The organism is Lentimonas sp. CC4 (assembly GCF_902728235.1).
Lineage (GTDB): Bacteria > Verrucomicrobiota > Verrucomicrobiia > Opitutales > Coraliomargaritaceae > Lentimonas.
This window is the reverse complement of sequence record NZ_CACVBO010000002.1, coordinates 625,370-638,802: the sequence shown is the minus strand read 5'-3', so window position 1 is coordinate 638,802 and position 13,433 is coordinate 625,370. Positions and strand designations below refer to the sequence as shown.

The following is a 13,433-nucleotide window of genomic DNA, read 5'->3' as shown; positions in this document are numbered from 1 at the left end:
CTGGAGCTATTGTATTTAGGGCCTGTTATGTGCCTTTTCCTAAGTATCCCAGCGAAGCCTTTTGGTTCTATTCAAACCATGGAGTGTCTACGGAAAACTTCGAAAACAGGCATCGAGATTTAAAGAAAGATGGCTACTTCCTTGCTTACCACCAGTCATTCGAGCCATCTCCAGGTCACTGCATTCACCAAGCCACATGGATCAAATCGAAAAAATGACCGAACAAGTCGTGGCGAACCAACTCCACGACTCGCTATCCATCTCAACAGGGAGCATGCCCCTTAAGGCGTCTGATAAAAGTCTGAACTCGAGATCAATTCGCCACTTTTGACATTGATATACCAGGCAGTGCTGCCAGTGGGAATGTCTGCTGTCACCGTCCAACGAGCGCCATCCGCTAATGGCGCCTTGAGTGGAGTCTGCACCCACTGCCGCGAACCTGTGACACCGGAGTCGACCGTAGAGACTAATTCGGCTGAATCGAGCGATTTACTCGACTGAAAAATAACTTTATATACAGCACCGCGCTGCTTGGCTGATTTCTGCAGGCACCAAGGACTAGATTCATTGAGCACGCTATCGGCAAAGGCATAGCTCTCTGGACGGTTCCACGCCGAACCATGCCCATGCCCCATGTTTGGAACCAGTGACACCATATGCTGCCCAGGCTGAGCACCATAACAATTGGCCTGTAAATCCAATGGAAAATGCTTATCCTGCGGCCATGAGAACCATAGCGTTGGCATATGGGCCTCGTTCATACCTAAGATCGGATCCCACACCTGCTTGTAGACTTCATTCTGACCAAGCGACCTGCCATATTGATTCTGGGCAGTCGACAAATCGCCACAGCCATAAACCGGAATCGCAAAAGCAAAACGCTCATCGATTCCAATCACGGCGCTCGTAATGACACCGCCCCAAGAGACACCCATGATTCCAACGCTTTCGGCATCGACCTCTGGCAGCGAGCTCAGCAACGAATTCGCCAGGATCGTATTCGCAACGGCATGATACATCCACTGATCTTGCAGCCGCTCTGAAGAATCGCCGTAAATGCCGGAACGTTTTGGCCCAGGCCATGCATGCGACTGCCATGGGGCATGATGATCTCCATTACTATCCTTCACATCGGTCTGCCCTTCGACAGCGATCGAAATTGCCGCGTAGCCACGCGCATTCCATTGCTTCACCCAATCCTTAAAGGCGGTGCCGCCTCCGCCATGCACCAGCACCACGCCAGGCACTTTGCCTGACGTATCTTCCGGCAACCCTAGCCACGCAAAGACCTTGGTGTGGCTCCCTTTCCAGTCTAATGCATCGAAGTAGATTGCAGCCAACTCATCGGTCGAGTCAAAGCCCTCAGCCAACCACATTTTCGGAGCACTTGTTAACTCAGACAAGGCTTCAACACTCGCACGCTGTGCAGCGTAAGAACTCTGCCCCGCCGGAGCCTTTGGCTTCACAGCCGCTTGCCCCGTTGACCGAGTCGAAGAGTTCACTAGCTCAGTTAGAGTCAGCGATTGGTTCTCATCTTTATCCATCCTTTCAAAATGCCGCTGACGCAATGCCAGCTCTTCTTCCCGCGAAACCACCCCATCGCCATTCTCATCGGTGACTTTAAGACTACTAGCGCCCACTTCAGCACCATTCAAAGTGCCATCGTGATTCTTATCCCGCCGGTCAAATGAACGTCCCCAATGGCCAATAAACTCTGCATGCGAAACAAGTGTATCTTGATTTACGTCCATGGTCGTGTGCAACCGCTCAAGGCGTTCGTCGGCCATCGCCGAACTCGCCATCATCGCCACAGCAAATGTCGTGATGCTAGTTGCTAAATAATTCATAGCTAATTTAAATCACATTTCATTGGGAGTGAGCACGCCGTCCTCATTCGCATCACGGTGTTTAAACTGTTCAGAATATAGTGCCTGATACTCTGCTTTTGTCAGCGATCCGTCTTGATCCGTATCGGCAGCATCAAAAGCAGAATGCCCAAATTCGGCTTCGCTGATTACACCGTTTTTGTCCGCGTCTTTATTCTTGAAAACTCCTTGAAACAGACCCACGTATTCCGCCTGAGTCACTTTGTTATCACCGTTGCTATCCATGCGCTTAAACATTGCAGTCTCCTGAGCGGTAGCTTGTGGCTTCTGTTTCGCAGCGGCAGCAGCGGCAGCTTTCGCCTTGTCACTGGTTGGCCCCTTCCAAGAACGTGCGTGCCTCGATGCCTTTGCGCTTACGTCGGGGTCACCCAGATCGCCACCACGTTCCATCATGACCGGAAAAGTGTCATCCCACCAACCATCATAGGCCGCAGCCATGCTGGCCACGATCTCAGGATTGGCATAGGATAGGTCATTCTCACACGCGGGATCAGCCTTCACGTCAAATAAAGCCCAATGGCCCATCGGAGTCGCACCCCAGTGTGTCTGGGCACTACCTTTCGCATAGGTCGTCGTGGTGAGTCCATTATACACCGCACGTAGTGTGGTGCACTGACTCTGAAAGTCTTCGCAGGCAGGATCGCCACAAGGTGCACTGCGCACCAGCAATAGATTTCCCTTACGCGCACTGACCATCGCATATTTATGCGACTCAGCCAAACCACTCGGCCAGCGTCCCACGTGGTGGAACAACATACGATTATCATGCCAGCTGATCGCATTTCCCGCTTCCAACACAGGCACCAGGCTAAACCCTTCAAGGTCAGACTGAACCGCTTCGGGAATCTCGACTCCAGCGATTTCGCACAACGTCGGCAGCACATCAATGTGCCCGGACAGGTTCTCAACGGTTTGTGGCTTCCAGTGATTCGGCCAGCGCCAGAAGGACATTGCGCGTGTGCCACCTTCCCATGCAGTCGCCTTACAGCCACGCATACCTGCATTGTAAACATCTAGGCCTTCGGTCACTCCGTTATCATTCATGAAGAGGACCACGGTATTTTCATCGCGGCCTGTATCCTTGAGGAACTTCATGAGACGGCCAACATTATCATCCAAGTTCTCGATCATTGCCAAATAAGTGGCATGCGTATCGTTGAGCCCCTGCTCACGGAATGGCGTAATATAGCTTTCAGGTGCAGCTAAGGGCGTGTGTGGAGAGTATGTCGCCAAGTAACAGAAGAATGGTTGATCCCCACTCTCTTCGATAAATGTCATCGCTTCATCAAAAAAGATATCCTCGCGAAAGCCTTTACGCTGTGTGCGCACATTGTTGCGAATGATCTCTGGGTCAAAGTGCTTACGCGGCCCCATTGGATTGGTCGATGTCCAGTCAAAGCCACGATAACTTGGCGCATACCCTTTACTACCACCGAGGTGCCACTTACCGATAAATCCAGTCTTGTAACCTGCGGTCTTCAACAGATCCGGCAGCGTGACAGCATCTGCAAACAAATGCTCACGGGGAATCAAGGTATGCGTTACTCCATTGCGAAACTCATGCATACCAGTCAGCAATGCCGCGCGTGTCGGCGAGCAGGACGGACTCACATAGAAGTTGTCTAGGCGCACGCTTTCGTCGTGTAGCTGGTTGATGTGTGGCGTTTGCAAATAGGGATGTCCATGCCGTTGCAAGTCCCCGTAGCCTTGGTCATCGGTCAAGATGAAGATAATATTCGGCTTCGTCGCTTCTTCGACGACCGTATCTGAGCGCTCTTGACGTAAACGATCGTCAGTCACGCGAGTCGCCCCAAACAAGGCACTCGATTGAGCGATACACCCGATCAATCCGATGCAGGCAAGCGTCTTTAATGTATATATATTATTTTTCATTTTTCTAAAATTTTGTCTTTTGAGTCTGAACTTTAACGCACGGGCAGTGCTGTCTCTGAATAATTCACCTTGGTCTTGGATCGAGTCATCATATCGATCACCTCAGGATAGCTGACTAAGAATTGGTTCTCGTCGATTAAGTTGATCACGACATGTGTAGCCCCCTCTGGGATCTGCGCAGTGACCTGCCCCTCTGACACAATTTCCGCAGGCGTGCGAAACCATTCCTCATAGCGATCACCGCCATTGAGTGTATAGAGCAAATTGGCGCGCACCACCTTAGCGCCATTTTCCGTATAAGTGAACCGCACTGTATCGCCCTCTTGCACACCCGTGAGGATGGTGCAGACGTTTTCCTTATTGGGTAACGCAAATTTGTAGTCCGGATTATAATACGGGTAGCTTGCCTGCATCTCTTCTAGCACTTGCGTCAAACGTTGGTTCATTGCCTGTGCCTTCTCAGGCATCGAATCTGCGAGGTTAATAGCCTCTTCGATATCGCTACGCTCTTGCTTGCCGTTCGTTGTGTTATACAGGCGGTAGAGCTCCAACGCTGGCGAATGTTTGTTGTTCACGTGGTCATAATTACGCACCAGCTTAAAGTCCCCGATACGAAGTGTGCTTTCCAATGCGATACTATTGGGGAAGTGCCACATCATGGTGTCGCGGACAGAACCGTCTGCTTCTTTTACGAGTGACGGGTTGGTTGGATCTGTTAAGAGCAAATTACTGATGTCAATGCCATCAAACTGCTTATCCGCAGGTGTCTTTGATCCTGTCAACGCGAGTATCGTCGGAAAAAAATCAAGGCCATTTACCATGACATCAGACTGAACTCCTGCATCAATCCCAGGACCAGTAATAATGAGCGGCACACGTGTGCCACCTTCCATCGCGGAGATTTTGCCGCGAGCAAGCGGCGCATTATCGGTGATGATCTCACCAGGGTGTTGCTCCATACCACCATTGTCAGAGGTGAAGATCAGATAAGTATTCTCAATCAACATATGCCCTGGCCAGCGCGGGTCTTCCGTTGTGTTTAAGTAGTCCAAGAAACGCCCCACGTAATAATCGAGTTCTTCAACCATCGCACAGTAGAACGGATTGGTTTGTCCCTCACCCTTCCACTCTTTTGGGTTTTCTGGTAATTCAACGCCAAGCTTCTTACAATATTTTTGGAGCAACTCCTCGCTGCGAGTATGAATCGGCGTATGCACCAACCATGTCGCATAATAGAGGAAGAAAGGTTGATCCTTATGCTCACGGACAAACTCCATCGCATCCTCGCTGTTCTGATGATAAGGGAACCCATTCTCATCCAGTTGATACGGATCGCCCGCTTCACGCGTCGCAAAATCTGTCAAACGATTCGGCATGCGTTTAGTCGTGCCCAAATTGTGACGTGTCCAGTCAAAGCCCTGATGTTCGGGTTGAGGATACGCGTTGTGATTAATCGCCATGTGCCACTTACCACAATGGCCAGTCGCATAGCCGCTTTGCTGCAATGCCCGAGCAATGGTCATCTCACCTTCTGGCATGCGTCCGCTATACCACGGTGCCATCATTCGATGTGCTGTCTTATTGTAAGCAGTTGGAGGACCGCCGCCCACCACGTGCGTCTTTTGGGCCCGCGCTGGATGGTTGCCACTCATAATCGCGCAACGCGTCGGTGCACAGGTCGGCGCTGGGGAATAGCCCTGCCAAAACATGACCCCCTGCTTCGCGAGCGCATCGATATTAGGCGTCTCCATCGGCGAAGGTTCATCGATGTCGTAGCATTTCACATCTTGCCAGCCAAGATCATCGGTCAGCAGTAGCACAATATTTGGCTGTGCAGGACGTCCGCTCTCCGTAGCAGCAAGTGTGCTCAAAGACAGTGCACTCAGGAGTAGAGTTACGGGTATCAATTTAATCTTCATTTTCTATATTTCTGACTTCGAGCACTTTTCCATTACTTAATGAGCACTTACACAAACACGTGTTAATAGTAACATCAAGCGATTATTTGACCATCTGATAGAATTTCCATAAAGCATCTAGGAACCATATGCCTCCAGAATGCCAAGAGCGAGACCTGAGCGTATCACGTAATCACATGATCCTAGAAAGAGGATTGAGCCACTCAGACACAATCGCTTGTGAAGTTTTTACTGTTCGCCAATTTGGCGGCCGGACTGTTTTAGCATAAGTTGCAGCAAGCCCCCGAAACAGGGTTTCAAGGCGACGAATCAGCTCCACTATTCAAATACAAAGATGCGCTCTGCGCACCCATCGATCTGACTCGGCGAACGCACGCTCAAATAGCAGTCCCAGAAGCCAGTCAGCGGATTCCAAACCCATTGAGGTTCGGCCTCTTCTGAGAAACGCGCCCCGAGCACCTCTAGATTGCCATCCACACGCTCAAACCACTGACCAGAATTTGGATCGGCAAAGCCACGCACCGCTAAACTCGCGAGACCGCTGCCAGACTTTAACGAAAGGCCAGACTGTGCGACTTGGAAGGTAAACTCCTGCACGCCACTGCCCTCAACTGCGGCGCCGGGAACTAACTCCCAAGTCCGCTCCTTCGCGGCCAATTCCCCCTTAAAGTCAGCATTTGGGCCGTAATAATCCTCGGCCTTCGGCGGCAGGATCACCCACTCAAACAACGCCTCGATATAATCGCCTGCTTCGAAGCTAGACACATCCGGTGCCACTGTAATTTCTGCATTAAAGTTCGGCGCATTGTCTTTGACCGCATACGATGCCAACCACGCGTGGTCGACAGGCTTACCCGCGACGCGTCCCTGAAACTCACGCACAATCAAACCACGCTCACCGTAACTATTCCGACTACTTGCCTCCGGCAAATCGCCAAACAAAGCAAACCATGCATTCGATGCCTTCAACTCTTTGCGCACGACCAGCTTCTGATTAGGCTTCTCCTGCTCCAGGCGCACGACCTTCGTATCAGACGCATCAGATCCATAAGCCAGCGAATGCGCGATACCCGTGCTATAATAATCAGTCCCCACCTGCAGCAATGCGAAGCGCTTAAATGGCAACGGCTTACTTACATCAAAACGCACACGCAGTGACGTGCGCACATAATCATTGCTCCGCGGCAAAATGATATTCGTTTTTAAGGTCGCTGCACCCGTGGCCAGCGTTTCTTCAATCAGCACTTCCGCACGATTTGGGCCACCAGCTAGGTATGTCGATTTAGCATCCACCCAGGCTAGATACTTGCCTTCCGTATCCTTAATCAGCCCCACATCGCCGCCACCGACATTACTCGTCCATGCCAGCTCTTTACCTTTCCCTAAGCCACGCTGCAGGGTTGGTCGAATGTCCGTTAACATTGCCCTGCGCAGCACGCGCCCGGGTTGAAAACAGAATGTCTCTCCCCAACTACCTAGCGCCATCTGCGTCCAGAATCCATTACCGCCCCACCCGACGAGACTAAGCTGCCCCACCGACGCAGCAGGCAAGCCCTGCCACTGCGCATGCACGATGGCATATTCCAAATCCAACGTCGTATTTGCAGGAACAGTCACCCGAGCGCTGGTGCGTATCCATTGCCCGTCATAAGGTAAATCCGTCGTGCCACCTAGCTTCTTGTGCCAATTCTTACTTGTCTGAACAGGGATGCCCGTTTGACGGCCTTGATCATCTAGTAGCATCGGCACAAAGCCCGTCACCGGATGACGAGGATGAATAAAACGTAGACGCACGTCTTGTGCCGCATCCGTTGGATTTGAAAGTTGTAGCGGCAAACGAGTGATACGATCCAGATCCGATGCTGGGTAATCTGAGCCGTTGGCATCAGGCCATGCTAATTCGGCCATTTGAATTTCAATGGCACTCGTCATTGAATCTTGCACCACTGCGCCTCCTTGCTGCGGTAGCGTGACTTGCACGGGCGTCGCCCGTTCAACCGCTGGTGTCGGAATGCCATTATCCAAAGTATATGCCATCGACACCGCCCAATTCGTGGCCGCAGTGTCTGCGACCGTGCTCATCAAGGTCGCAGCTTCAGGGATCTTCCAAGTGATTGTGGCCGATTTAATCTCCAGATCCGCCGGAGCATTAAAGTCCCAACTAAAGGTGCCCCGATCCGCCCAAGCGCGCCACTCCAGACTGCCCTCGATTGGCACCACCTGTGTATCGCTCAAACTCCCATCCGCATTCACGGCGCAGAGCTCCAGCCCATAAACGGCAACGTGATGAAACCAATTCCCGCTTTCATTGATCCGAATAGGAAACTCGTAGTTACGCTTCACCGGTTGCGTCAACCGCGCCTGCCACAGAGCACCGTCAGCCAATCGCACCTGAAACAGCATCTGACTCTGTAACGCACGCTCACCGACCGTGACAGTTTCGATGCCCACACTTACCGGATCAAAGCGCAAGCTCCCGGTTCCTGAGGCCAACACTAAATCCGCCTCATTGGGACGAAACCAATAGAGATAAGAATCATCCGGACGCGACGTATTCAAGACCGGCGGGCCATCGACCCAGCTCAAGGTGCTAATGTTCTCAGCGGAAGGCACAGGCGTATCAGCCTGCAGGGAGAACAAACCAAACGCAAAACATAGCAATACCCCAAGCAGTGTTTCGCTAGTCTTGAGTATGAAGGAAAAGTGAGGATTCAGGTTCATGTAATATGGTCTAGGGCGATGGTCTGGGGGATATTTAAACAATAGCATAAACGGGCAATTATGAAATTGAAAATAACCGAGGCTTTTATCCACTAGTTAGAGCTGAAGACTCAAGAGAGTCGAAGCAGAACTGAGTAGCACATGGAAGTATCGATATAATCCATAGAATCAGATCTATGCTACTCTTCAACTGACTGATTCGGAGGAATGATTTGAGGAATAAATTTCAATTCGACTGATCGATCCCTTCTCTCTGATGGCAGAATGAAAACCATGTCTCGTCCTGTAGGCCGACTCATCAATCGAGTTTCATACACACGATCACCTTGCTCATCAGTCACTAAGAAAGGCATGAAGCCTCCCTTCGCCGGAGCATTTGATTTCACGTTCTTCATCGATCGAATCGGTATTAACGTATTCTTATCTCCATAGCTGACTACTAGAGGCTCACTCGACATATTAACAAACCGGGTCGTTCCGGGCGGAAAAGTATTTAGAGAATCATCAATCCCCAATAAACCTAATGGAAGTCCCGAATCCTTCGGTCGTTCAACAATAAAAAAAAGAAGCCGCCTCACGTCAGGAAGCAGAGCCGACTGACCGACTAGCTTATAGGCGGGCTGCCCTGTTTCATCCAACCCTGGAATATACAGCTCGAAAGCTTCCATGCCCGACAAATCATAGAGAGGAGACCGATTATTCGGAGATAACTTCAGCGGTAAATACTCACCATCTTGCCGATAATATAAAGTTTCGTAAGGCAGCTTATTCCAGATGACACATGAAAATTCAACTGATGCCGAAACTTTTGGATTCTGCGCAGTTGCATCTGAAAAGATACTGAGAAAAGCAATGAAGCCGATTGCAAATGCGAACCACCCATCAGTGTATTTTAAATGATACATAATATTTTTTTAAATTTCATCAGAAGAGAGCCAGCGAAACTGAACGATCTTAAACTTACGACCAAAACGTTCATTAATTGAACTTAACGCACTTACACTAGGAGCCAAAGGATCAGTCGCTTCATCCCAAGGGTTATCCGCATCATCAACGAATTCCGGCAAACGTTGCACGACGACCTCACAAACCGCCTTCGCTTGGATCTCATCTCCGTCTGTTGACCGAACTTCACCATACGCACGCACCTTAAAAGTATCCGCCCTAACAGTCATTCGAGGTGCCAGCGGTGTTAACACGTCCGCCTGCGTGACAGATGTGGCAATGCCAGTCGTCGTGGTTCGGGTGCCAACATCTCCTGCTCCCGCATAAAAATCACCTTGAGTATATACTGGCGTCGTCCCGAACGCCGCACCTTTCGCTCCTGTATTAATTAGACCGGCAGCTTCCTGAATATTAATCGCAGCCTGAATTGCCCCCATGTAACTGGTATCATCATTAAGCGGTCCAACACGACGATTCACAAAATCGGAAAGACTCATAAATGGGCCACGCAGTTTCACTTGATCGACTATCGAACCAGCTAAAGCCTCAATTTGATCCTCCGAGAGACGAGCAAAACCCGCCCATTCCGACTCAGTCCCAGATCGTGGCGCAGAGGGAGCTGAACTTTTCGGAAAAGGTGAACCACTGTCACTATTATCCCCCCCATCTGCATAACTTATTTCTAAATCTCGATTACCTCCAAGAAAAGCCTTCCATGCTGCAACGGAAGTGGAATTCACGTTGAATGCGCCTTGAATCAAAGCATATGCGCCGAACTTTTTATATCCGTCGGCCTGCGCCAACTCATCCTCGACCTGACTAGCATCTACACCATCCGGGATATAAGGGCGTAACACTGGATTAGCCATGGCACTCAAATAGTCGCTTCCATAAAACTGACTCAGTGTATCTTCCAACGAAGCAGAAGCGCTATAACCGCTTCCCGTGATTTCATAGTCAGGCGCAAGTCCTGAGAAATAATAACGGTCAAACAAGGCATCGTTAATCAACCAAGAAAAATCCTGCGCGGTTGTCACCCATGTCGGCGTTTGTAATTGTCCATAAGGCGCATCCGGAGCCATTACGGGACTTGCCCACGAATTACCGACGGCATGCAAGGGGTCAGTCGACATGATTGATAAATTCGCTTGAGAAAATTGAGCTATCGACAACAAGGGAGACTCTGGAATATTTGAAACCGTAACGAAAGATGAGCCTGTTCCTGCACCGGTATATTCATAGCTGTAACCAAAAAATGCATTTCGTTCTTCACTGGAAAATCCTATACCGTTACCGGAAAGCAATGTGCTCGCATTACTGGCAGTCACATGATTGTAGACCATGTTCAAATTACAATTACGCCAATAATCCCGCTTCATCAACATAGGCATCGGATTAAACAAGGAAAACGCCTCAATCGGATTGGGCAGTTGCCCTGTAAAAGCAGCGGGCTTCATAAGCAGTGTATGTAATCCAAAGTATGTTTTAACACCGATCAGTGTCGACACGCCGACGGTGGCTATGGGGTCATTCAAAATCCTCGTCTTTTTAACCTGGACCGGGTTTCCGTCAGCATCGACCGTATCGAAATCAAAAGTCTCCTTGTCGGTCACCGCTTCGGGTGTCGTATACTCCGCGATCGACCGGTCGCCCGCCCACATCGGCATATGCCAACTTTGAGTTTCTTCCCCGAAATTTTCCAGATCAGCGTAAAGGTCTGCTGCAGAGATCCCCGCTGCAGGAATGCTGATGTCTACATCATGGCGATCACCACCACCACTATCTAGAAAATTAAAGCCTACCGTGGATGCATTACCCGTATCCGGATCAACTTTAGGCATGGAAATCCGATTCGTGCCACGGAGATTCGACATTAAAATCCCGCTCGTGTCATTGGTTTCATACCCTAACTTCGCTGCGCCGGGCACATCAGAAGGAGACGCGATCACAACCTCACCGGGTTCCAGTGTAATAGACCCGCCCGAAGTATCTTTAATTAAATAAGTAATTACATTGCCGTTTTTATTTGTAACATTATTCTTAAATAAATCATTCAGAGAGGCTCCATAGGGATACTGAACATAACCATCGCTATCAGCAGGCAATGGGTTTGGATCTAACCACAAAGCAACGCTACTAGGGAAAGCCTCACCTAATCGAACACCGATATGATCCACCTTTATTGTTCGATTATATGGATTCCAAAAGTAAAAAAGAGGATCCGCACCGATGACCAGATCAACATTACCTCCGGCATCCTCACCTGATAGACTAATTAGGACAGTCGCTCCCAGATAAACTGGCGCATAATTGGATTGAGCCGGACGATATAAATACTTCTCGTCCCCCTGATCCGGAGCTTGAAGCCTAAAACGCGTCTCCATGTCCCACCCGTCTCCACGTCTAATAATGTCAAACATATCACTATATGTCTCATCTTCAGTGGATCTATTCGGGTAATACGGACGAGCCTGCATCGCATAATTCCCTGACGATCCTGATAGTCGCTTATAAAGATTGGCATAATCACGCAATGCCCACCAATTCGGGCCCCGCATCACAGCTGGCAATGCAGCGTTCGGCGCAACGGTTCCTGTCGGCACTTTGATATGAGAATTAAACGTCGTTCCTGAACCGAGATAATCGCGCCATAAGAAACGCTCCTCAATCGGTAAGCCAACAGGTTTCAACGGAGCGCTTAATCGATCTCCATTTCCGACGAATTCACTAGTAACGGAATCATTGAATTTGGTCGCATTTGCGGCCTCCGCATCCCCATCCATCTCGAAAGCAAGACTGAGGTCGCGGCGTAATCCACCAAATTTCACATCTGCAATCACCCCGCGACTGCCCCAAGTAACATTGCCGCGTTGATCCTTGAGCCAATCATCTGCGCCTCCCCCAGCCATTGAATTCGTAACACCGGCAACATCGCCGATTTTCAAAATACCTTTGGAAATCAAATAGCCACTATCACTGGACAATGGGTAAGAGATAGAGTCAAAAGGACCCGTTGCGCCGGATCCGTTCAAGGCTCCATAATCGGGGCCCGGTGCCGCCGAAAGGCGCGAAGCCTGATAGCGCTCAGCAGTCGTGGACGACTTCGGCAACTCACTCCAAGACAAATCAGCCTTCAAACTCTCATCTTCAATTGCGAACGCAAATGCAATGTCGCTATCAGCAACGGGCACTTTTTCAACTTGCATGTAGGCATCATCATTGGAATCGGTAGCAAGCGTCACGTAACTCGAAGACGTAGAAACATCCACCCCCACCGCATCAAGCTTTTGCGGCAGTTCAAACTCACCCGTGGTGTCATTCACAGAGGAAACCAACCAACCGAGGAACTTTCGTTGATCCGGTGTAGCGGGACTGTAACTCGGTGTGCCAACCGCAACTGTATCGGACTGCCAGACGCCGACCCACGAATCTTGCCCCGACTCCCCTGCCGCTGGAGTGACGCTGGATGCCGTCGTGCTACTGCCGTCGGGGTTTTCGCTGGTATGACCATTATTCGAATCGCCGAAGATGGATGCCGCCGCTGTAATACGCTGATCCGGCCCTGCAGTTTTCTGGAGCTCACCGATCGCTATGTTGAGGCTAAGCAACGCGGCCTGCTCCGCCTCCATTTGGATCTTACTGGTATTGGCGCTACGCGTTTCGACCTGCACCAGCGTTGTGATTGAAAGCAGCAATAACAGGATGAAAGCCATCAAGCTGAGTGCAATCACCAGAGCAAAGCCATCCTGACTGGTGGCACTATTCGATTTTTTTTTGCGAGAGTAATACATGGGGAGGGACTGTAGAGGGAGACAAGGCAATAGCATGTAGGAGAAGCACGCTAATGATTGCCGAACGATCAAGAGATAGGAGGGGACCTTGATGATTTAGGAATGTTAACATTAACACTCCAGAGTCAACCTTATTTACCCTAATCCCGTAAACACGTGATGCTTCATGGTCTCGTTTCCGATAAAATCGATTAAAATATTACGAAGTCTAAATCGAGCCACCCGTTACTACTAACAGAAGTATAATCTAAAACCTCCCAATAATGAAGTCACGCAGA

General features: G+C 50.0%; 6 protein-coding genes. All 6 read right to left on the bottom strand.

All coding sequences use genetic code 11. The features are described 5' to 3' along the window. Window positions 1-281 precede the first annotated feature (281 nt). Window positions 282-1,847 (bottom strand): acetylxylan esterase, encoded by a 1,566-nt coding sequence (locus tag GZZ87_RS18920; protein ID WP_244648170.1) that lies wholly within the window; start codon window positions 1,845-1,847, stop codon window positions 282-284. Window positions 1,848-1,859: 12 nt separating this feature from the next. Beyond that, a complete protein-coding gene (locus GZZ87_RS18915) occupies window positions 1,860-3,779 on the bottom strand; it encodes a sulfatase-like hydrolase/transferase (protein ID WP_162024479.1) in 1,920 nt (639 codons plus the stop codon). Window positions 3,780-3,811: 32 nt separating this feature from the next. Continuing rightward, a complete protein-coding gene (locus GZZ87_RS18910) occupies window positions 3,812-5,698 on the bottom strand; it encodes a sulfatase (protein WP_162024480.1) in 1,887 nt (628 codons plus the stop codon). A gap of 318 nt (window positions 5,699-6,016) precedes the next feature. After that, complete coding sequence (locus GZZ87_RS18905; protein ID WP_162024481.1) at window positions 6,017-8,419, bottom strand: hypothetical protein; 2,403 nt, start codon at window positions 8,417-8,419, stop codon at window positions 6,017-6,019. Between the two features lie 179 nt (window positions 8,420-8,598). Next, window positions 8,599-9,324, bottom strand: coding sequence for a hypothetical protein (locus GZZ87_RS18900; protein WP_162024482.1), 726 nt, complete (start codon window positions 9,322-9,324; stop codon window positions 8,599-8,601). Between the two features lie 9 nt (window positions 9,325-9,333). Beyond that, a complete protein-coding gene (locus GZZ87_RS18895; protein WP_162024483.1) occupies window positions 9,334-13,155 on the bottom strand; it encodes a hypothetical protein in 3,822 nt (1,273 codons plus the stop codon). Window positions 13,156-13,433 lie beyond the last annotated feature (278 nt).

Bases quoted from the DNA above. Each gene is read 5' to 3' on its own strand.
- GZZ87_RS18895 (WP_162024483.1), bottom strand. From the start codon at position 13,155: ATGTATTACTCTCGCAAAAAAAAATCGAATAGTGCCACCAGTCAGGAT.
- GZZ87_RS18900 (WP_162024482.1), bottom strand. From the start codon at position 9,324: ATGTATCATTTAAAATACACTGATGGGTGGTTCGCATTTGCAATCGGC.
- GZZ87_RS18920 (WP_244648170.1), bottom strand. From the start codon at position 1,847: ATGAATTATTTAGCAACTAGCATCACGACATTTGCTGTGGCGATGATG.
- GZZ87_RS18915 (WP_162024479.1), bottom strand. From the start codon at position 3,779: ATGAAAAATAATATATATACATTAAAGACGCTTGCCTGCATCGGATTG.
- GZZ87_RS18905 (WP_162024481.1), bottom strand. From the start codon at position 8,419: ATGAACCTGAATCCTCACTTTTCCTTCATACTCAAGACTAGCGAAACA.
- GZZ87_RS18910 (WP_162024480.1), bottom strand. From the start codon at position 5,698: ATGAAGATTAAATTGATACCCGTAACTCTACTCCTGAGTGCACTGTCT.